The sequence below is a fragment of the Brevibacillus sp. HB1.1 genome (genome assembly GCF_013332445.1).
GTDB classification, from domain to species: domain Bacteria; phylum Bacillota; class Bacilli; order Brevibacillales; family Brevibacillaceae; genus Brevibacillus; species Brevibacillus porteri.
This window is the reverse complement of sequence record NZ_JABMIV010000004.1, coordinates 373,435-395,515: the sequence shown is the minus strand read 5'-3', so window position 1 is coordinate 395,515 and position 22,081 is coordinate 373,435. Positions and strand designations below refer to the sequence as shown.

Annotated in this window: 19 protein-coding genes; 15 read left to right on the top strand and 4 right to left on the bottom strand. The window is 49.8% G+C overall.

The window, feature by feature from the left end; genetic code table 11:
- Positions 1 to 17 precede the first annotated feature (17 nt).
- The 8 genes from HPY27_RS30605 (at position 18) to HPY27_RS14325 (ending at position 8,129) form a co-directional block, all read left to right on the top strand.
- On the top strand, positions 18 to 2,696 hold the full coding sequence (locus HPY27_RS30605) for a sigma-54-dependent transcriptional regulator (RefSeq protein ID WP_017252566.1): 2,679 nt from the start codon (positions 18 to 20) through the stop codon (positions 2,694 to 2,696).
- 202 nt (positions 2,697 to 2,898) lie between these two features.
- The gene (locus HPY27_RS14355) at positions 2,899 to 3,201 is read left to right on the top strand and encodes a PTS sugar transporter subunit IIB (RefSeq protein WP_017252565.1); all 303 of its coding nucleotides are present in this window, start codon (positions 2,899 to 2,901) and stop codon (positions 3,199 to 3,201) included.
- 13 nt (positions 3,202 to 3,214) lie between these two features.
- Positions 3,215 to 4,558 (top strand): PTS cellobiose transporter subunit IIC, encoded by a 1,344-nt coding sequence (celB, locus tag HPY27_RS14350; protein WP_026043405.1) that lies wholly within the window; start codon positions 3,215 to 3,217, stop codon positions 4,556 to 4,558.
- A 21-nt stretch (positions 4,559 to 4,579) separates the two neighbouring features.
- Complete coding sequence (gene chbG, locus HPY27_RS14345) at positions 4,580 to 5,326, top strand: chitin disaccharide deacetylase (protein WP_069849824.1); 747 nt, start codon at positions 4,580 to 4,582, stop codon at positions 5,324 to 5,326.
- A gap of 12 nt (positions 5,327 to 5,338) precedes the next feature.
- Positions 5,339 to 5,665, top strand: coding sequence for a PTS sugar transporter subunit IIA (locus tag HPY27_RS14340; RefSeq protein ID WP_069849822.1), 327 nt, complete (start codon positions 5,339 to 5,341; stop codon positions 5,663 to 5,665).
- A complete protein-coding gene (locus HPY27_RS14335) occupies positions 5,662 to 6,984 on the top strand; it encodes a 6-phospho-beta-glucosidase (RefSeq protein WP_017252561.1) in 1,323 nt (440 codons plus the stop codon). The genes HPY27_RS14340 and HPY27_RS14335 overlap by 4 nt, the downstream gene beginning before the upstream one ends.
- Positions 6,985 to 6,997: 13 nt before the next feature.
- Positions 6,998 to 7,837, top strand: a complete 840-nt coding sequence (locus HPY27_RS14330; RefSeq protein WP_017252560.1) for a Cof-type HAD-IIB family hydrolase — start codon at positions 6,998 to 7,000, stop codon at positions 7,835 to 7,837.
- A gap of 28 nt (positions 7,838 to 7,865) precedes the next feature.
- Positions 7,866 to 8,129 (top strand): HPr family phosphocarrier protein, encoded by a 264-nt coding sequence (locus tag HPY27_RS14325; RefSeq protein ID WP_174225322.1) that lies wholly within the window; start codon positions 7,866 to 7,868, stop codon positions 8,127 to 8,129.
- Positions 8,130 to 8,194: 65 nt separating this feature from the next.
- Here HPY27_RS14325 and HPY27_RS14320 read toward each other — a convergent pair whose 3' ends face one another.
- Together HPY27_RS14320 and HPY27_RS14315 are read right to left on the bottom strand one after the other, a co-directional pair.
- Positions 8,195 to 10,348, bottom strand: a complete 2,154-nt coding sequence (locus HPY27_RS14320) for a sensor histidine kinase (RefSeq protein WP_174225285.1) — start codon at positions 10,346 to 10,348, stop codon at positions 8,195 to 8,197.
- Positions 10,326 to 11,018: a response regulator transcription factor gene (locus HPY27_RS14315; protein ID WP_173623401.1), complete on the bottom strand. Its 693-nt coding sequence runs from the start codon at positions 11,016 to 11,018 to the stop codon at positions 10,326 to 10,328. The genes HPY27_RS14320 and HPY27_RS14315 overlap by 23 nt, the downstream gene beginning before the upstream one ends.
- Before the next feature lie 174 nt (positions 11,019 to 11,192).
- Here HPY27_RS14315 and HPY27_RS14310 point away from each other — a divergent pair, with 174 nt between their 5' ends.
- Both HPY27_RS14310 and HPY27_RS14305 read left to right on the top strand, forming a co-directional pair.
- Positions 11,193 to 11,813, top strand: a complete 621-nt coding sequence (locus HPY27_RS14310) for a class I SAM-dependent methyltransferase (RefSeq protein ID WP_174225284.1) — start codon at positions 11,193 to 11,195, stop codon at positions 11,811 to 11,813.
- A gap of 18 nt (positions 11,814 to 11,831) precedes the next feature.
- A complete protein-coding gene (locus tag HPY27_RS14305; RefSeq protein ID WP_174225283.1) occupies positions 11,832 to 13,490 on the top strand; it encodes a DEAD/DEAH box helicase in 1,659 nt (552 codons plus the stop codon).
- 57 nt (positions 13,491 to 13,547) lie between these two features.
- Here the strand turns inward: HPY27_RS14305 and HPY27_RS14300 are convergent, their stop codons facing one another.
- Both HPY27_RS14300 and adh read right to left on the bottom strand, forming a co-directional pair.
- Positions 13,548 to 13,898, bottom strand: a complete 351-nt coding sequence (locus HPY27_RS14300; RefSeq protein ID WP_174225282.1) for a DUF779 domain-containing protein — start codon at positions 13,896 to 13,898, stop codon at positions 13,548 to 13,550.
- Between the two features lie 3 nt (positions 13,899 to 13,901).
- Positions 13,902 to 15,422, bottom strand: a complete 1,521-nt coding sequence (adh, locus tag HPY27_RS14295) for an aldehyde dehydrogenase (RefSeq protein WP_174225281.1) — start codon at positions 15,420 to 15,422, stop codon at positions 13,902 to 13,904.
- Between the two features lie 268 nt (positions 15,423 to 15,690).
- Here adh and HPY27_RS14290 point away from each other — a divergent pair, with 268 nt between their 5' ends.
- From HPY27_RS14290 to HPY27_RS14270, 5 genes are all read left to right on the top strand, one after another.
- Complete coding sequence (locus HPY27_RS14290; RefSeq protein WP_174225280.1) at positions 15,691 to 17,424, top strand: sigma-54-dependent Fis family transcriptional regulator; 1,734 nt, start codon at positions 15,691 to 15,693, stop codon at positions 17,422 to 17,424.
- Between the two features lie 219 nt (positions 17,425 to 17,643).
- Positions 17,644 to 18,720, top strand: a complete 1,077-nt coding sequence (locus HPY27_RS14285; RefSeq protein WP_174225279.1) for a tartrate dehydrogenase — start codon at positions 17,644 to 17,646, stop codon at positions 18,718 to 18,720.
- 20 nt (positions 18,721 to 18,740) lie between these two features.
- Positions 18,741 to 20,165: an aldehyde dehydrogenase family protein gene (locus tag HPY27_RS14280; RefSeq protein WP_174225278.1), complete on the top strand. Its 1,425-nt coding sequence runs from the start codon at positions 18,741 to 18,743 to the stop codon at positions 20,163 to 20,165.
- Positions 20,162 to 20,932: an SDR family oxidoreductase gene (locus tag HPY27_RS14275; protein ID WP_174225277.1), complete on the top strand. Its 771-nt coding sequence runs from the start codon at positions 20,162 to 20,164 to the stop codon at positions 20,930 to 20,932. Before HPY27_RS14280 ends, HPY27_RS14275 begins: the two co-directional genes overlap by 4 nt.
- Positions 20,933 to 20,994: 62 nt before the next feature.
- Positions 20,995 to 22,050, top strand: coding sequence for a TRAP transporter substrate-binding protein (locus tag HPY27_RS14270; protein ID WP_174225276.1), 1,056 nt, complete (start codon positions 20,995 to 20,997; stop codon positions 22,048 to 22,050).
- Positions 22,051 to 22,081: the final 31 nt, after the last annotated feature.

Here is a 22,081-nt window from a genome sequence, read left to right as displayed (position 1 = left end):
CAACGGCGGGTGATAGAGTGAAACGATTAGATTTAATATTCCAGACGTTAGTAGACGCTGGTCCTGATAAAAAAGTAAGCGCTTCAGAGTTGGCTGATCGGCTTGGCTTGAGTCGAGCGAATGTGAGCAGTGATTTGAACCGTTTGTGGAAGGAAGGCCGAATCGAGAAGGAAGAAGGGCGTCCGACGCTGTTTTTTGCCAAGCAAGAAAACGATTCGCTCTATTTGGCGGAGACATCGCTGGACAGACTGGCGAAAACCAACAAGAGCCTGATCACGCGTATTGAGCAGGCAAAGGCGGCCGTCTTGTATCCGCCGCGAGGGATGCATTGCTTGATTTTGGGAGAAACCGGTGTGGGCAAATCGTGGTTTGCTGGGATGATTCACGAGTTTGCCGTTGATATTGGACGCCTGGATAAGCATGCTCCTTTCGTGATTTTTAACTGTGCCGATTATGCTAACAACCCCCAGCTCTTGATCAGTCAATTGTTCGGAGTCAAAAAAGGGGCGTACACTGGAGCGGAGATGGACCGCAAAGGACTAGTGGAAAAGGCAGACGGTGGCATTCTATTTCTCGATGAAGTACATCGGCTGCCAGCGGAAGGACAGGAAATCTTTTTTACCTTTATGGATAAGGGCATATTCCGCCGCGTAGGGGAAACAGAGATGGAGCGGACGGCTCACGTCCAGATTGTGATGGCCACGACAGAAAATCCGGAGTCGAGTCTCTTAAAAACGTTTATGAGGCGCATTCCCATGGTCATCAAGCTGCCCTCTTTGGTTGAGCGTGGCTTGGAAGAGCGTTTTAGTATTACGATGGAAATTTTTCAAGAAGAAGCTTTTCGATTGGGGAGAGAGATTCAGATATCGGCCAATGCTGTGCAGGCATTCTTATGCTATCACTGCCCGAATAACATAGGGCAGTTAAAAACGGATATTCAGCTCACCTGCGCCAGCGCCTATGCCGAATTCATTTCGTTAAAAAAGAATCAGCTGCACGTATCGGTTCAGGACCTGCCGCATCATGTCAAGCAAGGGCTGCTTTTGGTGAAGGATTACAAGCAGGAGCTAGATGAAATCATTGGGACGGAGCACAATTGCTATGTCGTGCAGCCATCAAAAGAGGGTATCTGGATCGGGCGAGAAACAGAGGATACGACGGACAGTGTCTATGAAAAAATCGAGCAAAAAATATATGAACTGCAAAACCTCGGTGTGAGTGAGGAAGAATTGGAGTTTGACATCGAGAATTATTTTACGACCTTTATCAAAGGTGTCCACCAACGCGTGAACAAGGGCGACATGGCCCGGATTATCGACCCGTTCATCATTCACCTCGTGGAAGAGATCGTCCGCTTCGCAGAGGCCAAGCTGGAGAAGATATTGAGCCAGAAGGTGATCTTTGGTCTCGCGCTGCATATTCAGACGTCGAAGGAGCGCCTCGCACAAGGCAAGCAGATCGTAAATCCGCAAATCAACCATGTGCGAATCAAATACAAGAAAGAGTTTGCTGTGGCGCTAGAGTGCGTGCGCATGATAGAAGAAGCGATACTCATGGATCTGCCGATTGGTGAGGCTGGATATTTGACGATGTTTTTCGTGCTCGACGATGTCAGCATGGAGGAAGAGCGGGAAACAATCGGGGTGCTTGTTATTACGCACGGCAGCGGTGGCGCGACAGCGATGGTCGATGTGACGAACCGATTGCTAGTCACACAATATGCGAGAGCCATCGATCTGCCGCTCGAAGAAGATTCCATGAGTGTTTTGGAAAAAGCACTGAAAGTAGCCAGAGAGATCGGGAGCAAGGCTGGACTGCTGTTGCTCGTAGATATGGGGTCGCTGCTCGGCTTTGGCGAGATCATCGAGCGGGAGATCGGCATCCCAGTCAAGGTCATTCCGATGGTCAGCACGCCACATGTGATTGAGGCCACTCGAAAGGCCATGCTCGGCCATTCGCTGGAGGATGTTTACCGAGATGTCTTGGGCATTTCGCTCTACCAGCGGGAGGAGCAGCCGAAAGAGCAGGTACAAAAGCATGTTCCCGCGCTGACGATCGTCGCAGCCTGCCTGTCTGGGGAAGGTAGTGCCTTGTTTTTGAAAAAGCTGCTGGAATCGAGGCTCAGGTACGATGATAACCTGCTGGAATTTGTGCCGCTGCAACTGATCGATAAGGCACAAGCCCGCAATCAGCTTCGAAAAATCAAGGAGGAGAGGAAAATTCTCTTCGTGGTGAGCAATTACATTCTCGATCGCGAATTGCGTCACCATAGCATGGACGATGTTTTGAACGGAGAGGCGATGGCGGACATCCAGAAAGTGATCGATCTGGAAGAGGCCTATCTGAAGATGCAAGAGTCGCTGGGGGAGCACTTGCAAATGGTAGAGGGACAAGATGTTCTCGCTGACGTGAGGATGTGTGTCGGCCGTATGGAAGAGCGACTGAACAATTCTTTGGTTTTTGACACGCGAATTGGGGCCTACCTGCACATCTGCTGTCTGGTTGATCGCTTGAAAGCAGGAACGCAATCCGTAGCGTATATTCAAAAAGATAGTTTTTTGCTGGAGAACCGCAAGCTGTACAGCTTAATCCGACATGAATTATTGCCGCTGGAAGACAAGTATGAGGTCGCGATCAGCGAAGATGACGTTTGTTTTATCATGAATTTCTTTATACACAACAAAACACTGGCGTAACCAGTGTTTTGTTTTTTGATTTTTCCACCTTCAAAACAAAACACTACAGCGCTTACATAAAAACACTAATAGGGATGACAAGCGAAGAGGCCGCGAAATATGCCTAACCATGCGGTGTTTTTGGAAAGCGCATACATTTTTTGGTGTTTTGGCATGTAACTTGCTCTTACAAAAAGGCATATCGTCGAGAGGAGGGGGTACAATGAATATTTTATTGTGTTGCGCAGCAGGTATGTCGACTAGCTTGCTGGTTCAAAAAATGGAGGAAGCTGCCAAAGAAAAAGGGTTGGACGCAAAAATATGGGCAGTTTCCGCAGATGAAGTGAAGCATCATATCGACCAAGCAGCAGTGCTCTTGCTGGGGCCACAAGTTCGTTACAAGCTGACAGAGATGAAAAAAGAAGGGGCATCCAGAGGAATTCCTGTAGACGTAATCAGTACAGTTGATTACGGAACGTTGAACGGGAAAAACGTGCTTGAGTTTGCACTTCGTCTAAAACAGTAGGAGGGGGATGCGTATGGGCGGATTTGTTTCTTTTATGGAAAACCGCATGATGCCGATTGCAGGGAAAATGGCGGAGCAAAAGCATCTGCAGGCCATTCGTGACGGAATTATCCTTACTTTGCCTTTGTTGATCATTGGTTCCATTTTCCTCATCATTGGCTTCATACCGATACCCGGTTATGACGAATTCATGGGTGGTATTTTCGGCGAGAAATGGCGAACGAAGCTGTTGTATCCGGTAGGTGCTACTTTTGACGTCATGGGTTTGATTGTTAGCTTTGGCGTCGCCTATCGACTGGCGGAGAAGTACAAGGTCGATCCGCTGTCGGCTGGAGCAATCTCTGTCGCATCCTTCTTGCTCGCCACTCCGTATAAAATCATGTTCACCCCTGAGGGAGCGAGTGCAGCCCAAGAGGTTGGCGGCGTCATTCCTCTTACGCTAATGGGGAGTCAGGGACTTTTTGTAGCCATGATATTGGCGATCTTATCAACGGAGATTTATCGCAAAATCATCCAAATGAAAATCGTCATTTCCATGCCACCCGGAGTTCCCCCTGCCGTTTCTCGATCTTTTGTGGCATTGATCCCTGCGGGTGCTGTGCTTGTCGTGGTCTGGCTGATTCGGATTCTTCTGGAAAACACCTCCTTCGAGAGTATTCATAATATTGTAAAAGATTTGCTTGTCGGACCATTGAGTGTGGTCGGTAGCAGCTTGATTGGAGCCATCATATGCGTGTTGCTTATTCACGTGCTCTGGGCCGTCGGTTTGCACGGTGCTGCGGTTGTCGGCGGAATTATGAGTCCAATCTGGCTTACCTTGATGGACCAGAACAGAGCGGCGTTTCAGGCAAATCCGAACGGTGAATTGCCAAACGTCGTTACCACGCAATTTTTTGACATGTGGGTATATGCAGGCGGATCAGGTGCAACTTTGGCCCTCGTTTTCCTGATGGTATTCATGGCACGAAGTAAACAGATGAAAAACATCGGCCGGCTCTCGATCGGACCTGGTTTGTTTAACATCAATGAACCCGTCATATTCGGTATGCCGATCGTTATGAACCCGCTCTTGATCATTCCTTTTGTACTGACCCCTGTCATATTGGTCATTATCAGTTATTTTGCGATGTCGCTCGGATGGGTAGCAAAGCCTAGCGGGGTATCTGTTCCGTGGACGACACCATTGCTTGTCAGCGGGTATTTGGCTACGGGAGGAAAAGTGTCAGGGATGGTTCTCCAAGCCGTGAACTTCATCATTTCGCTCGCGATCTACTACCCGTTCTTCCGACTGTGGGATAAACAAAAAGTTAGCGAAGAAAAAGCGGGTACTGCTTCCGATACAGCTGTGACTATGTAATCGCTAGAGGAGAGGCTATCTATGAAATTGATTGTGAATGCAGACGATTTTGGGTATTCCAAAGGCGTCAATCTGGGCATCGTCGAAGCGCATCGAGAAGGAGTCGTTACTTCTGCGACCTTGATGGTCAATATGGAGGGGTTCGAGCACGCTGTAGGGCTGGCCAAAGAACATCCAACGCTCGGAGTAGGCATTCATCTGGTACTCACATGCGGATCGCCAGTCAGTCAGGATGTACCATCGCTAACGGATGGAGAGGGGCGTTTTCGACGCGGGCAAGATCATTTGATTGCCGCTGTACCGGAGGAGATTGAGCAGGAGCTTCGCGCTCAACTAGGGGCTTTCGTGGCGTCGGGGCTTACGTTGACACACATTGACAGCCATCACCATGTGCATGCACATCCAGCCGTTTTGCCGATTATTCTGAAGCTGGCAGAGGAATATAGAGTGCCAGTTCGCTATCCGTGGATGTCCGGGACGGAGGAGCAGCGAGACCAGTCGAGTGTTTTGACGACAGAAGGCTTTTCTCATCATTTTTATGGAGATGACCTAACCGTACAATCCTTCGTTAGGATCGTAGAGGATATGGCAGATTATCCTGTAGTGGAGATCATGACGCACCCTGCTTATTTGGACGAAGCGGTACTGACAGGTAGTTCATACGCAAAGCAACGAACCACAGAATTGAAAATCTTAACAGCAGTAGAGTTAAAGCAATACATTCGTGATCAAAAAATACAGCTCGTGACTTTTAGCGAACTTGGATAGGTGGAGATAGCTTTGGACCATACAGACGTTATTTTTCAACTAATACTTCACGGAGGAAACGCGCGGAGTCTGGCAATGGAAGCGATCGCCCTGGCTAAAAATAGAGACTTGTCAGGTGCAGAGGACGCGTTGAAGCGTGCGGGAGAAGAGCTCGGTCGTGCACACCAAAATCAAACGGCACTTATCCAGAAGGAAATTGCGGGCGAAAAAACGGAGATCAGTATGCTCTTGATTCACGCCCAGGATCATTTGATGAACGCGATTACAGTCAAGGATTTGGCTACGGAGTTTGTTGAGATGTACAGCCAAATCCATGCAGGCAAGGAGGCAGGAGTATGAGCGGAATCAAAATTGTAACGATCGGTGGAGGGTCTAGCTATACACCTGAGTTGGTGGAAGGCTTCATCAAGCGCTACGATGAATTGCCCGTGCGGGAATTGTGGCTGGTTGACATTCCAGAGGGCGAGAAAAAACTTCAAACTGTGGGCGCTCTTGCAAAACGGATGGTGGAGAAGGCAGGGGTACCGATCGAGATCCATTTGACCTTGGATCGCAGAAAAGCACTTGCAGGCGCTGATTTTGTCACGACACAAATGCGCGTAGGACTCTTGGATGCGCGGATCAAGGATGAGCGTATTCCTTTGAAATACGGGGTGATCGGTCAGGAAACAAATGGACCTGGCGGCTTGTTCAAAGGCTTGCGTACCATTCCGGTCATTATGGACATTTGTCGTGACATGGAAGAGCTATGTCCAGATGCTTGGCTGATTAACTTCACGAATCCGGCTGGTATGGTCACAGAGGCAGTGCTGCGGTATACCAACCGCAAAAAGGTCATTGGACTGTGCAATGTTCCCATCGGGATGAAAATGGGTGTTGCCACAGTTTTAGGCGTCGAGCAATCACGGGTTCATATTGATTTTGCCGGATTGAATCATATGATCTTCGGAATGGGTGTGTACCTGGATGGGGAAAACGTCATTTCCCAGGTAATCGATAAGATAACGGGCGACCAATCGGGTATTACGATGCAAAACATTTTGGACCTTGGTTGGGATAAAGATTTCATCCAAGCATTGGGGATTCTCCCGTGCCCGTATCATCGTTACTACTATCAGACCCGTACGATGCTTGAGCATGAGCTGGAAGAAGCGGAGCAGAAGGGTACGCGGGCTGAAGTGGTCAAGCAGGTGGAGGCGGAGCTATTCGCACTCTACGAAGATCCAGACTTAGATATTAAGCCTCCGCAGCTGGAGCAGCGTGGCGGAGCCTATTACAGTGAAGCTGCCTGCAATCTCATTTACTCCATTTACAACGACAAGCGCGATATCCAGACGGTAAATGTTCGCAACAATGGAGCGATTGCCAGCATTCCGGATGATTCGGCGGTCGAGGTAAACTGCGTGATTACAAGAGAAGGACCGATTCCTTTGGCTGTTGGTGATTTGCCTGTTCCCGTGCGTGGACTCGTACAGCAAATCAAGTCGTTTGAGCGAGTGGCAGCGGAGGCAGCTGTAACGGGTGATTACCATAAGGCGCTATTGGCGATGAATATTAACCCGCTGGTGCCGTCTGATGTGGTCGCCAAAAAAATACTCGATGAGATGCTTGAGGCGCACAAGGAGTACCTGCCCCAGTTTTTCAAGCCCGTCACATAAGGATGGGACTCGTGTGAAATACAAACTCCTCGCCTTGGATGTGGACGGAACGATTTTGATGTCGAACCATACCTTATCCAAAGTAACAGAGCGGGCCATTACCCAGTTAGTGAAGCAAGGAGTCCACGTCACACTGGCAACTGGCAGGGCATACCCATCTGCTAAATCGTTGGCGCAGCAGTTCCAGATCAGCGCACCACTTGTTTCCCATGATGGCGCATACGTCGCAGATCCCAAGACGGATCAGGTGTTGTATGTACAGCGTATTCCGTATGAGATAGCGGCGAGGATGACAGATATACTCGTATCGCATGGCTTGGATGTCATGCTGCTGCATGAGTCTTATGCTGTCACGAATCGCACGTGGAAGTGGACGGACTTGTTTCCGTTGTTAAATGCCTGGACACTGCGCCAGCTCTGGAAAAATCAATACCCGCTCAAAATTCAGGCCTCGCGATTGATAGCCGGATACGTTCGAAAACATGAAGTGTGTGCTCCGAAAATATTCGTCACGGGTGACGAAAAGCGTCTGTTGGCAGCAAGACAAGAGCTGGAGAAAGCCGAGCTTTCGGGGATTCGCGTGACGGCATCGGGCGCGAATAATTTGGAAATATTGCCTGTGGGCATCTCCAAAGCAAGTGGTCTAGCGGTAGTGAGTGAGAGACTTGCGATTCAGCCTGACGAGATCGTTGCTGTAGGTGACAATTACAATGATGCAGAGATGCTCCAATTCGCCGGAATGGGTGTGGCAATGGGCAATGCTCCTGATGATCTGAAACAGCTGGCTCGGCATGTCACGGAAACGAACGATCGGCATGGGGTAGCAGAAGTCATCGAGAAGTTTTTTTTGTAAGAGTTTGGACAGGAAGGGAGGCGTGAAATTGATCCGAATGAATCTGGAAGTAGCCGTGAGTGGAGGTCTCCATGCTCGCCCTGCTTCTGTCTTGGTGAACCTGCTCAATCAATACAGCTCGTCGGTCAAGATGATCTACAATGACAAGCAGGCGAATGGAAAAAGCATTCTCAGCGTAATGGCTCTGGGGGCAAAGACCGGAGATGAAATTATGTTTGAGGTGGAGGGGGCCGACGAGCAAGAAGTGGCTGAAAGGATTGAGTCCCTATTTGAAAGGAACTTTGCCATCTAACAGGGAGAAAATCACGTAAAAAAGCCAGTGCCTGACGAACGGGCACTGGCTTTCCTATTTGATCCTTACGCGTGTTTGCGGAATACGACCATGACTTTGAAGTAATCGCCATCAATCTCGATCGACAGCCTGCCGCCTTGCAATTCTACGATGCTTTTTGCGATAGCCAAGCCGAGGCCAGAGCCTTCGGTATGTCGGGATTGATCAGCTCGCTTGAACCGTTCAAACAGTTCCTGTGCATCAAAGTCGATTTCATAGGCGGAGACATTTTTGAACGCCAGGATGACCTCATCCTGTGTCTCTGCCAAATGAATCAGGACGCGCGTATTCGGCATGGAATACTTCAGGGCGTTGCCGATTAGATTTTCAAATACGCGCCACGTTTTCTTGCCATCCAGAGGGGCGACAATCTTTGGTTGCTCCGTCGTTACGCGGAAGGTGAGCGTCGATTGCTCGATTTTGTCACTGAATTCTGCAATGGATTGGTTGAGCAGGGATGCGACATTCACTTGCTCGATATTTAGCTCAACCGCGCCGCTGGACATTTTCGCTGCGTCAAACAGGTCATCGATGAGAACGCGCAGTCGATCTGCTTTACGATCCAATACATCCACGTAGTTTTTTCGTTCCTCTGGCGTCAGATTTTCTTGTTTGAGCAGGTTCACGTAGTTGATAATCGACGTCAGCGGTGTTTTCAAGTCATGGGAGACATTCGTGATCAGTTCGGATTTCATGCGCTCGCTTTTCATCTGCTCTTCCATCGCGTGCTTGAGTCCCTTTGTGATGTTGTTGAGAGAGTGCGCGAGATCAGATAACTTCCCTTTTTTCACCTTTTGAATCGTAGCGTTCAGATTTCCCCCCGCCATTTCGGAGGCACCGTGCATGATGCGGTTCATCAGTCCCAAACGGCGTAGCGTGTATGGGAAAACGACGACCATGTAGAACATGCCATACAAGAAGCTAAAAAACAGTAGGGCGCCAGAGCCTTCGACTAGGCCGACGAATCCAAAACCGATACTCATCCCAAACATGACAGTCAGGATGAACAAGGTGGATATTTTAAAGAACATGCCGCGGTTGGCGTAGCTTTCTTTAAGAAGAACACGCTGTCTGGCTAAAATACTCTTTTGCCACTGCTGCGTAAATCTCTCAGGTTGGTTGTACATAAGCCATGCCTCCATGAATTGTAGAAGCAGGTAAGCAGTAAACAACGAAACGAACGCAAGGGTGAAGAAATGCTCAGCATCAATTGGTAAGAAGAAAAAGCGCGTGCTCGCGATCATGATGAAATACGTAAAGCCAAGTACGAACGCCAGCGCCATTCGAATATCCAACGGGATAAAGCGGAACAGTGCCAGGCTTTTCGCTACAATCGGTACTTCTAGCGCTTTGCTTACTGGCAAATACCAGTAGCAGAGTGCAAGGATGAGCAGAGTGCCCCCGAGCAGGACAACCTCGCTAATCAGCCGATCCCGAATGGAATCGTAGTAAAGTGCATCTGTGTGGACCTGACTATATCCGTCTGGTTCTTTTGGGACATAAAAGATACCACTTAGTTGATTCAGTTGATAAGTGCGATTGATGCTTTCCAGATCCCCGTTCGTATTCGGGAGGTTGATTGTATAGCGCGCATATCGGGCCAGTTCCCATTCTGTAGGTTCTTGAGGGAGATTGGTGTAAGCTTTGTTGTTCTTTTTATCGGTGACATAGTATTTGAAGGAGCCACTTCGAAGAGTGAGGCTGTTTTTTCGTTCCTCGTACTCTGCATCTCTTTCGGCGATTTTGTTGTTCACCTGCTCCTGATAATGCGACATTGCTCTCGCGATGTCTTCTTGTAAGCTGCGTGAATGTTCTTCGGTTAATTGAGCGACTCTCTCGTTGTCACGCTCTCTTTTTGCCTGTTCTATCATATCCGAGAGCTGGTTATCTTCCTTAATCGACCGGAGGGTTTCCTCATGCTCTTTTTTGAGCTGATTCGCAGTCTTCTCGTCGAGCTTTCCTGGAGTGTAATCTGCATAATCTACATGAACGTTCTTCACCAGCTCGGCAAATGTCTCTAATTCACGATTAAAGCCTGAGCTTTGAAAGTAATTATCCTCTTGGAGGTTCTCGCGTTTATGGTACAGATCAGCCATCGTCAGGAGAGCGAGCGAAATACTCACGATCATAACAATGAGCACGGGCACCGCAAAGCGTTTATTTTTCGATTTTGTATCCAATTCCCCATACCACCTTCAAGTATTTAGGTTCCTTCGGGTTGATCTCTATTTTTTCCCGAATGCGTCTCACGTGGACGGCCACCGTGTTTTCCGCGTTCATATAAGGCTCTCTCCAGACCCGTTCATAAATGTCCTCGATCGAAAACACCCGACCCTTATTTTCCATTAACAGCTCCAAAATTTTGTACTCGGTAGCCGTCAGCCTGACCTCGTTACCGTCAATCGCTACATTTTTTGTGCTTTTGTTCAAGGTCAAGCCGCGCACCTGAATCTCATCTTCTGTCATTTGAGCGCTTCCCAGATTGGTAAAACGTCTTAACTGAGATTTGACTCTGGCGATGAGCTCCAAGGGATTAAAAGGCTTCGTCACATAGTCATCGGCACCGATATTGAGTCCGAGGATTTTATCGGTATCCTCTGACTTGGCAGACAGCATGATGATCGGGATGTTTTTTTTCTGGCGAATTTGAAAGGTGGCGGTCATTCCGTCCATTTTTGGCATCATGATGTCCATCAGGATGAGATGGATCTCTTCATTCTCCAGTACTTCCAACGCTTCCAGTCCATTGCTAGCCTTGAATACGGTCATGGATTCATTTTTGAGATAGATTTCGATTGCGTCGCGGATTTCAGCCTCGTCGTCGACTACGAGGACTTGATATTTGGTCATGATTCGTCCCACCTTATGAATGCATTCATGGTACTATCTTAACGCCCAGCTCTAACAAAACAGTAATGAAATGTCTTACAAATTTCTTAATAAACCGCGTTCAGGAAAAGCTAGCTGATAGGATCAAGTCGATAAATAAGGTAAGATGTGAGGAAGAATACGAGAAAATTGGTGATGGCTTTGCTGGAATGGACCGGGGAGAGAATTATCCCCAAGCTATTAAAACCTACGAATGGCATGCTGCTGGAGCATATAGCCAGATATTATTTTGCTGCGCCTTATGTAAAAGGTCGAGTGCTGGATATCGCTTGCGGTACCGGCTATGGATGTCATATGATCGCAAAGGATCGAAAACGAGAGCTGACAGAACTGATCGGAGTCGACAACGATGAGGCAACGATATTGTATGCCAATCGGGAATACAACCATCAAAAGATTACGTATCAGCAGGGTGACGCGCTTGATCCAACGCTTCCCGAGCAATTGGGGTTGTTTGATACGATTTTGAGCTTTGAGACGATTGAGCATGTCGCAGACGATTTGCAGTTTATGGATAACTTGTATCGGATGCTGAAACCAGGTGGTACGCTTGTGCTGTCCAGTCCCTTTGGCAGAGGACGGGGCATGCAGACGAGTGAGGCCTTCCATGTTCATCAGTTGACGCCGGAAGAGTTCGCGGAGCTGTTTGTACGCTATTCTGACGTGGATATGTACTATCAGAGAGGCGTTACGTTTGAAAAAACACCCCGCGATGGTGTGCGATACTTTATAGGCATGGCAGTATGTACGAAGTAATAACGGATCGATTTATGAATGGAGATGGCGAAACTGACTGATTTTTTGAGATTGGGAATACATAAGGAACTGATAGATGCTCTGCAAGCAAACGGGATTAACGAGCCTACACCGATTCAGGAAAAAGCAATTCCTGTTGTGCTGGAAGGAAAAGACGTAATCGCGCAAGCGCAGACGGGAACCGGGAAGACACTCGCATTTGTCCTGCCGATCTTGGAAAAAGCGGATCCACAAGCGACGCATGTTCAGGCGTTGATTCTTACCCCTACGCGGGAGCTTGCCTTGCAAATTACGGCAGAGGTAAAGAAGCTGACGGAAAAGCTGGAAGACATCCAAGTACTCGCGGTTTATGGTGGACAAGATGTCAATCAGCAACTGAGAAAGCTGAAAGGAAAAATACATGTGGTCATTGCGACACCAGGACGTTTGCTGGATCACCTGCGAAGAGGGACGATTGATTTATCGCAGGTTTCGATGTTTGTCCTGGATGAGGCGGACCAAATGCTTCATATGGGTTTTTTGCCTGAGGTAGAAGATATTATGGCAAATACGCCTTTTGAAAAACAGACCTTGCTGTTTTCGGCCACCATGTCTGAGCAGGTGCAAGCACTTGCGAAGCGCTTTATGCAAAAGCCGGAAAATATCAAAGTGCAGGGCAAGCGAATTACGTTAGACGATATTCGCCAAATTGCAGTGGAGACCACAGATCGTGCGAAGCAAGCTACACTGTGCCGTCTGCTGGATGAACAACGGCCGTTTCTGGCGGTGATCTTTTGCCGAACAAAGCGCAGAGCCAGTAAGTTAAATGCAGAGCTGCAAGGTCTCGATTATATGTCTGACGAGCTGCACGGCGATTTGTCACAGGCGAAGCGCGAGGATGTCATGAAGCGATTCCGCGAGGCTAGGATTCAGTATTTGGTCGCAACTGATGTGGCAGCGCGTGGGCTTGATGTCGAGGGAGTCACGCACGTTTTCAATTATGATATCCCGGAAGATGTGGACAGCTATATACACCGGATTGGCAGAACGGGGCGAGCCAAGGAAAAAGGGACCGCTTTTACCTTGGTAGCGGCGAAGGATTGGGGGCAGCTCAGGGAGATTGAAGAAGGGATCAATCTGTCTCTGGAGCGGCGTGAAATGGATCGTGGAGAGTCGGGCGATCAGAAAAAGCAAAAGCCTGAGAGGGAGCGAGCCGAGAAAACAGATCGGCGTGGGGACAAGCAGGGCAGAGAGGCAAGAGGGAAAGGAAAGTCCGCTGAAGGAAGACAGCAAGGCTCTAGAGAGCGTCGTGATGGAGATGGAAGACGTCAATCAAAAGGCGGCAGTTCTGAGCGTAATTCAGGGAAACGTGAACGCGTAGAAGGTCGCTTTGAGAGCAAGGCGAAAGGCAGAGACCGTGCAGCAGGCGGGTTCGAGCGCAAGCCGAAGGACGGTAACCGAGCAACAACAGGTGGCTTTGAGTACAAACCAAAGGATGGTAAACGAGCAACAACAGGTGGCTTTGATCGCAAGCCAAAGGATGGCAACCGAGCAACAGGTGGGTTCGAACGCAAATCGAGCAATTCCAAGGGCAAGCCAGTAGCTGCTCAACGCGGCTCAGCACGCTCGAATGCAAAACAAGGCAATCGAGCAAGCAATGCTCCTGCAAAACGTACCTCTCACAAAAAATCGAGATAGTCATCCAAACAAAAAAAGACCGCTCCAGCCAGCAAAAAGGCAGGAGCGGTCTTTCTTTTATTCCGGTTCCATGTCTGAAAATACCCGTGAACGTGTGAGGAAGCGTACCCCCTCAGGTCCTTCCAGCGAAAACATTCCGCCACGCCCATTCACGACGTCAATGATGAGCTGCGTATGCTTCCAATACTCGTACTGCGCTTTGCCCATGTAGAACGGGCATCCACCGATTTCGCCCAACAGGACGTCCTGCTCACCCACGAGAAATTCTCCGAGCGGGTAACACATGGGGGAGCTGCCATCGCAGCAGCCCCCTGACTGATGAAACATCAGGTCACCGTGCTTGGCGCGAAGCCGTTCAATTAGTGCCAGTGCAGCATCTGTCGCGAGCACTTTTTCTGGCTGGCTCATGGATCAAAAGAAGCCCAGAGCTTGATCGCTGTAGCTGACCAGCAGGTTTTTCGTTTGTTGGTAGTGAGACAGCATCATTTTGTGTGTCTCGCGACCAATACCGGACATTTTGTAGCCGCCAAACGCTGCGTGAGCCGGGTAAGCGTGGTAGCAGTTGGTCCATACACGACCAGCCTGAATTTCGCGGCCCATGCGGTAGGCTGTGTTCGTGTCGCGGGTCCATACACCGGCACCCAAGCCATATAGCGTGTCATTTGCCATGGTGAGTGCTTCTTCTGTATCCTTGAAGGTCGTTACGGAGACGACCGGACCGAAGATTTCCTCTTGGAAGATGCGCATCTTGTTGTGACCTTTAAAGACTGTTGGCTGGATGTAGTAACCGCCCTCGAGATCACCTGCAAGCTGTGCACGAGCTCCGCCAATCAGGCATTCGGCTCCTTCTTGTTTACCGATATCCAGATAGGAGAGGATTTTTTCTACCTGCTCCAAGGAAGCTTGCGCGCCGATCATCGTATCCGTATCGAGCGGATTTCCTTGCTTGATATTGGCTACGCGTTGCAGGGCACGCTCCATGAATTGGTCGTAAATGCTTTCGTGAATGAGCGCACGGGATGGGCATGTGCAAACCTCGCCTTGGTTGAGCGCAAACAGTACAAATCCTTCAATGGCTTTGTTAAAGAAGGCATCGTCATTTGCAGCCACATCCGAGAAGAAGATGTTTGGTGATTTTCCGCCCAGCTCCAGCGTCACCGGAATGATATTTTGGGAAGCGTACTGCATGATCAAGCGCCCTGTCGTCGTTTCACCCGTAAAGGCGATTTTCGCGATGCGATTGCTGGATGCAAGTGGTTTACCCGCTTCCAGACCGAAGCCGTTGACTACGTTAATGACGCCAGGAGGGAGCAGGTCGCCAATCAGCTCCATCAGCACCATGATGGATGCAGGTGTTTGCTCCGCTGGCTTGAGGACGACGCAGTTGCCCGCAGCCAAGGCTGGAGCCAGCTTCCATGTAGCCATGAGGAGTGGGAAGTTCCACGGAATAATTTGACCAACGACACCGAGTGGCTCATGGAAATGATAAGCGACCGTATCGTTATCGATTTCAGCGAGTGTACTTTCTTGCGCGCGGATCGCTCCGGCGAAGTAACGGAAATGGTCAATCGCCAGCGGGATGTCGGCCGCGAGCGTTTCGCGAACGGGCTTGCCGTTTTCCCACGTCTCTGCGTTTGCCAGCATCTCCAGATTGGCTTCCATGCGATCTGCGATTCTTAACAAAATATTCGCGCGCTGTGCAACAGAGGTACGACCCCACGCGTCTTTTGCCTCATGGGCAGCGTCCAGTGCCAGCTCAATATCATCGGCTGTCGAACGGGCTACCTCGCAAAAGACCTTGCCATTTACAGGTGACACGTTTTCGAAATACTCACCTTTCACTGGCGGAACCCAATTACCCCCGATGTAGTTTTCATAACGATTTTTGAACGTCACCTTGGAACCGGCTTGGCCGGGCTGAGCATAGATCATTGCGAGCGCCTCCTCATATATCACATATTTCTTTACAGCCCTCTCTAAAAGCAAGTCTCGTACCAACGTGAAAAAGCTCGAAATGACAGCGTTTTCTTGAGCGGATGAGGGGAGAAATTGTTCCATAATGGATCATGTTGTGTTCCGTATTGGGACAAAAGGGTGGGTATCTGTCGGACAAATGTGCTCGTGGTTCGACTGGTTTTTTCTATAGCAAAGACTCTCATGTTATACTGAGAAGGAATGATTTTTGGGGGAGGGAATCGTGTTGTCGACGATTGTTCAGCAATCTTGGAAGCGCTGTCAGGAATCGAACCTCAAGGTTACGGAGAAGGCCAATGATCAAATCATTTCTGCCCGACGAATCAAAGAAATCATTCAAGATAATCACCCTCTGATTCGTGAAAGTCTCCCGCTTTTGAACAAGCTTGCTCCCTTTTTGTTATCGACAGAGCACATCGCACTCTTGTCTGACCGGGAAGGAAATATTATTCAAACGATCGGGGACCCGGTCTTCGCCAACCAGGCACAAAAAGTACAGCTACAAATCGGAGCGAATTGGACAGAAGACTACAAAGGAACCAATGCGATTGGGACAGCCCTAATCGCACAACAGCCGATTCAGGTACAGGGAGAGCAACACTACTTCTTGGAAAATCGCTTTCTTACATGCTCAGCGGCACCAATTTTTTCACCTGCGGGTGAGCTGTTGGGCATCATTGACATTAGTACGCGTAAAGAATATTCCCATCCGTTTGCCCTAACCATTGCTTGCATGATCGCAGAGGCTCTGCAAAACCGCTTTTTGTTATCAGATGCGGAGCGCGTGATTGCCTTACCAGCCTCATCAAGCCGAGGAGACGATCGAGAAATGCTGGCACTCGTCGGCTTGGATCGGGACGAGCGTATCGTGGGCTTAAATGAGGCTGCGCAACAGCAGCTCGGAGCGGAAGCCTTGGGAACGAGAGTAAGTGCGGAGCAAGAGCGTGCCAGTCGCAATGTGAAAGATCATCGCCTACGCTTTTGGTCTGCGGCACCCAAAGCACAGCTGAAACCATTTCCGCGTCTAGCTGGGTCATGCCCGCTCTTCTTGCAGGCGAAGATGCTCGGACAAAAGGCAGCACAGGTTGATTTTCCTGTGATCATTTTGGGGGAAAGCGGTACGGGAAAAGAGATGTTCGCTCAAATGGTCCATGAGACAGGTCCGCGCGCGCATGAGCCTTTTATCGCAGTGAATTGCAGTTCGATTCCAGAAAATTTGATCGAGAGCGAATTGTTTGGATATGAAAGTGGGTCATTCACAGGGGCACATCGGGAAGGAAGAATCGGAAAGTTTGAAGCGGCGAAAAAAGGCACGATCTTTTTGGATGAGATCGGGGATATGTCTTTGCGTGCGCAAGCGGCACTTCTGCGCGTTTTGCAGGAAAAGGTCGTCACCCCTGTGGGGAGCAATCAATCCCGCCCCATTTATGCACGGATCATTTCCGCTACGCATCGAAACCTGTCAGAGGAGATCAAGGCGGGACGTTTTCGGGCTGACCTGTACTACCGGCTCAAAGGGGTCTCCATTCATTTGCCGTCGTTGAAAAAGCGCAGTGATATCATCCAGGTGGCGGAGCATTTATTGCAGCAGATCGACACAGAACAACCGTACATACTGACCACCGAGGCGCAGGATAAGCTGTGTGCTTATGCGTGGCCGGGCAATATCCGGGAACTGCAAGGCGTGCTGATTCAAGCGGTGTTTTTGGCAGAGGGGGACATCATTGATTGCGATCACATCCAGCTGGAGGGATTGATGGAAGCCGATACGCGTGAGTCTTCGGATCAAGCCATTCCTTCGTTGCGTGAAACAGAGAGAAAAGCGATCGAAAAGGCACTCGAAAAAAGTGGCGGTAATGTCAGCAAGGCGGCCAAAATGCTGCAAATCGGTCGAAATACCTTGTACCGCAAAATAGAAGAATACCAGATTGGGGAACCGATCCATCAGGAAGAGTCATAATGGATGAAACGGTATAGCTTGGCGAGAACAAATGTTGCAATGCGTGTTGCAACATTTTGTTGCGTTGTTTTGCCATGTCACCAGATGAGTGATGCATGGAGAGGAACAGAAGAAAGACTTTTATGCGGTCAGGGTGCATGATCCGGAGCTTGGCATTAATCATGCAAGTGAATAGTGCTGCATAAAGTCGAAAAATTTAGATTTTTAGGAGGGAGACTGTTGCTTCACTATTCCATTGCAGTAATTCCAGGAGATGGAATCGGTCCCGAGGTCATGGAAGAAGGCCTGAAGGTGTTGGGAGCCATAGAAGAGAGTCACGGTGGCATTCGGTTTGCTCGTGATGTCATGGATTGGAACTGTAGCTACTATCTCCAACACGGCAAAATGATGCCGGAGAATGGACTCCCTATTTTAAAAGACTATGATTTGATTCTGCTTGGTGCGATAGGGGCACTCGAGGTTCCTGATCATGTCTCTGTGTGGGAGCTGATTTTGCCGATTCGCCGAGCATTCCAGCAGTATGTGAACCTTCGCCCGGTCAAGCTGCTCAAAGGTCTGGAAAGCCCGCTTCGCTATAAGGGTCATGCCGATCTCGATTTCGTCGTGGTGCGGGAGAATACAGAGGGTGAGTACTCCAATATGGGTGGGCGCATGCACCAAGGTACACCGTACGAAATGGCGGTGCAAAACAATGTATTTACCCGGTACGGCACAGAGCGCATCCTTAAATACGCTTACGCACTAGCGGAAAAACGTTCGAAAAAGAGCGTGACCGCGGCTACGAAGTCCAACGGCATTAACCACTCCATGCCATTTTGGGATGAGATCGTAAAGGAAGTCAGTCAGGAATACCCAGGTATCCAGACCAATCTGTATCATATCGACGCACTTGCTGCGTATTTCATCACACGACCAGAAACGTTTGACGTCGTTGTCGCGAGCAATTTGTTTGGAGACATTTTGACCGATCTCGGGGCGGCGATCGTTGGTGGGTTGGGCTTGGCTCCGTCCGCGAATATCAATCCGGAGCGCAAGTATCCATCCATGTTTGAGCCCATTCACGGCTCTGCGCCAGATATCGCGGGGAAAGGAATCGCCAATCCGATCGCACAAGTATGGAGCCTCGCCATGATGATGGATCATCTCGATCTGCCAGAGCTCAGTGCTGTCATCATGAACGCGATCGAAAACGTGCTGCAAGATGGCAAGGTGCTCACTCCTGATCTTGGGGGGACGGCGACAACAAAAGAGTTGGGAGACGAAATCGTTCGCCACATCTATCAAACAACGAGATAAATATAAGGGAGGAAGAGGACATGGAAGCGAGATCGTATGATTTGTACATCGGTGGAGACTGGGTGAAAGCCGAGAGCTACATTCCCGTCCTTCACAAATACACAGGCGAGTGCATCGCGCATATTGCCAAGGCTGAACAGCAGCATGTAACAGAAGCGGTGGAAGCTGCGTGGGAGACGTTTAAGACGGACAAATTGACCCCTTTTCAACGATACAAAATCTTGCTGAAAGCCTCTGAGCTAATGGAGGAACGTCGGGACGAGATGGAGCGATCCTTGATTTGCGAAGTGGGCAAAACGCGCAAGGATGCGATGAATGAGCTGGATCGGACGATCAATACACTGCGCTTGTCGGCAGAGGAAGCCAAGAAGATTCACGGGGAAATGATTCCGCTGCAAGCAACAGAAGGCTCGGAAAACCGTCTGGGCTTTACCATTCGGGTGCCAAAGGGAGTGATCGGTGCCATTACGCCGTTTAACTACCCCTTGCTACTCAGCACGCACAAGATTGCGCCAGCGCTAGCCGCAGGAAATACGCTGGTGGTTAAACCAGCTACAGTCACACCTATCGCAACCTTTCTATTGGTGGAGATCCTGGAGGAAGCGGGCTTGCCAAAAGGCTATGTAAATATCGTGACGGGGGCAGGCAGTCAGGTAGGGGAATGGCTGCTGGATGAAGAGCGCATTGCCATGTACACCTTTACCGGGTCAGGAGAAGTCGGTCGTCGCATCAAGGAGCGAAGTGGCATGCGTCCCGTTGCGCTGGAGCTGGGCAACAACTCTCCCAATATCGTGCACCTCGATGCAGATTTGGAGCTGGCAGCCCGTCAAACAGCCGCCCGCAGCTTTCACAATGCCGGTCAGGCGTGCATTGCTGTCCAGCGCATTTACGTACATGAATCGGTTATGCAGGCGTTCAGTGACTTGTATATCTCACATGTCCATCAGTTGAAGGTAGGCAACCCGGAAGACCCGGAGACGGATGTCGGACCGATGATCAGTGAAAAAGAAGCGAGTCGTACTGAGGAATGGGTACAGGAAGCGATTAGCCAAGGGGCCAGATCGCTCTTGCCTGTCAAACGGGAAGGAGCTCTCTTCTATCCGGCTGTGTTGGTGGATACAAGGCCAGAGATGAAGGTGGTTTGCCGGGAAGTGTTCGCGCCCGTCGTTACGATCATTCCGTACAGTAATCTCGATGACGCGTTTGCCCAAGCCAACGATTCGGAGTACGGCTTGCAGGCGGGGATTTTTACCCGTGATTTGAACATCGCGATGAAAGCGGCACGGGTGCTGGAGTATGGTGGTGTGGTGATCAACGACGTATCGACCTATCGTAATGACGTCATGCCATACGGCGGAGTTAAAAACAGCGGACTGGGCAAGGAAGGCCCGCGTTACGCAGTCGAAGAGATGACAGAAGAGCGAATGGTGGTGATCAACCTATGAGCGGGGAACTTCTGCAAGGAAAAACGGCGATTGTAACAGGGGCGGCGTCAGGAATGGGCAAGGCCATTGCGAAGTTTTTTGCGGACGAGGGAGCCAACGTCATCCTGGCTGATTTGAACAAAGAGGTGGCAGTAGCGGTCGCTCAAGAGCTGCCACAAGGGAAAGGTCATGCGGTGCAAACGGATGTGGCAGACGATACTAGCGTTACTGCACTCGTAAAGGAAACGCTCGAAGTGTACGGATCGATTGATGTCCTGGTCAACTGCGCGGGTGTTCCCCAAGCGTTTACCCCCATTGAGGAGCTGACTTTGGAGCAGTGGGATCGCATCATGTCTGTGAACACGAAGTCGATCTTTTTGACGACAAGGCATGCGGTTCCCCACATGAAGGAGAAGGGGAAAGGCATCATCATCAATATCGCTTCGATTGCCGGGATTCGCGCCCGTCCGGGGCTGAATGCGTATTGCGCGTCCAAGGGGGCCGCTATCATGTTGAGCAAGGCACTGGCGATTGAGCTCGCTCCTTTTCAAATCCGGGTCAATGTCATCAATCCAGGTCCGGCAGAGACGCCGATGCTCGGTAAGTTTATCAATGGAGATGAAGCGGAGGTAGAGTCCGGGAAAAAAGATATTTTCATCAGCAGTGTTCCATTGGGCATGTTGATTCAGCCAGAGGATATCGCGCAGGCGGCCCTCTATTTGGCTTCTGATCTATCCAAAATTGTCACGGGCGAGGTCATGAATGTAGACGGTGGAAGAGGGATCTAGTAAAATGAACTAAATTTTCATATTATTTAAAAAACAAAAGAATCAACAGGGGGTACTATCGCATGTTTCGGAAGAAGGGGAGCTTCGTGCTAGCGAGCATCATGTCTGTGTCTTTATTTCTGGCGGCATGTGGAGGAGGAGGCGGTCAACAGACTGCCCCGCCTGCGAGACAAGCCGGGGGGACAGAAGCACCGAAAAGTGACGGCCAAAGCTATGTGTTCAAAGCAGGGCATTCACTGACGGAGGATCATCCATACCATTTGGCATTGAAAAAAATGGCCGAGGATGTCGACAAGCGATCGAACGGAAAAGTGAAAATCGAGGTGTATCCGCTGAGCCAGCTAGGAGCGGAGCGTGAATTGACAGAGGCGCTGACCTTTGGAACGGCGGATATGTCGATTACCTCGACTGCGCCCGTGATGAACTTCCATCCGAAGCTGGGTGTGTTGGATCTCCCATTCTTGTTTGATAGCCGTGAGCAGGCGTACAAGGTACTCGACGGACAAGTCGGGCAGGACATCCTCAAGGATTTGGAAAACGCCAATCTGGTCGGGCTGGCTTGGGCTGAAAACGGCTTCCGCCATATTACAAACGGCTCGAAGGTGATCAAGAAGCCAGAGGATGTGGCAGGGTTGAAGATACGCACGCAGGAAAACCCGATCCATCTGGCTGCATTCGAAGCATTGGGAGCGAAGCCGACCCCAATGGCTTGGACAGAGGCACTGACGGCACTGCAACAAGGAGTCGTCGATGCCCAGGAAAATCCGGCGATTGTCGCACAGACCTACAAGCTATATGAATCCAAACAAACACAAATGGCCTTGACCGGACATGTGTACTCCGCGGCGATGATCTTGTTCAGCAAGCCTGTATGGGATAAGCTCCCGGCAGATGTCCAGCAACTTCTTGCAGAGGAAGCCAAAAAAGCGGGTCAGTATGAGCGCGAGTTGATGATCAAGATGGAAGAAGAGGCCATTTCCAATATTAAAGCAAAAGGTGTAGTCATTACCGAGGACGTTGATAAGCAAGCTTTCCGCGATGCGATGAAGCCTGTCTACGACAAATTTTCCGGGCAGTTTGGCAAAGAGCTGGTGGATCAAATTGTAAATACAAAATAAACGGCAGAAGGGAGACGAGCCAGTCTGGCTT

Coding starts and splice junctions, on each gene's coding strand:
- HPY27_RS14355 (WP_017252565.1), top strand. CDS start 2,899: ATGAATATTTTATTGTGTTGCGCAGCAGGTATGTCGACTAGCTTGCTG.
- adh (WP_174225281.1), bottom strand. CDS start 15,422: ATGATCTATGCTCAGCCCGGCCAAGCCGGTTCCAAGGTGACGTTCAAA.
- HPY27_RS14270 (WP_174225276.1), top strand. CDS start 20,995: ATGTTTCGGAAGAAGGGGAGCTTCGTGCTAGCGAGCATCATGTCTGTG.
- HPY27_RS14335 (WP_017252561.1), top strand. CDS start 5,662: ATGAGCGGAATCAAAATTGTAACGATCGGTGGAGGGTCTAGCTATACA.
- HPY27_RS14315 (WP_173623401.1), bottom strand. CDS start 11,018: ATGACCAAATATCAAGTCCTCGTAGTCGACGACGAGGCTGAAATCCGC.
- HPY27_RS14275 (WP_174225277.1), top strand. CDS start 20,162: ATGAGCGGGGAACTTCTGCAAGGAAAAACGGCGATTGTAACAGGGGCG.
- HPY27_RS14280 (WP_174225278.1), top strand. CDS start 18,741: ATGGAAGCGAGATCGTATGATTTGTACATCGGTGGAGACTGGGTGAAA.
- HPY27_RS14310 (WP_174225284.1), top strand. CDS start 11,193: ATGGCTTTGCTGGAATGGACCGGGGAGAGAATTATCCCCAAGCTATTA.
- chbG (WP_069849824.1), top strand. CDS start 4,580: ATGAAATTGATTGTGAATGCAGACGATTTTGGGTATTCCAAAGGCGTC.
- HPY27_RS14305 (WP_174225283.1), top strand. CDS start 11,832: ATGGAGATGGCGAAACTGACTGATTTTTTGAGATTGGGAATACATAAG.
- celB (WP_026043405.1), top strand. CDS start 3,215: ATGGGCGGATTTGTTTCTTTTATGGAAAACCGCATGATGCCGATTGCA.
- HPY27_RS14300 (WP_174225282.1), bottom strand. CDS start 13,898: ATGAGCCAGCCAGAAAAAGTGCTCGCGACAGATGCTGCACTGGCACTA.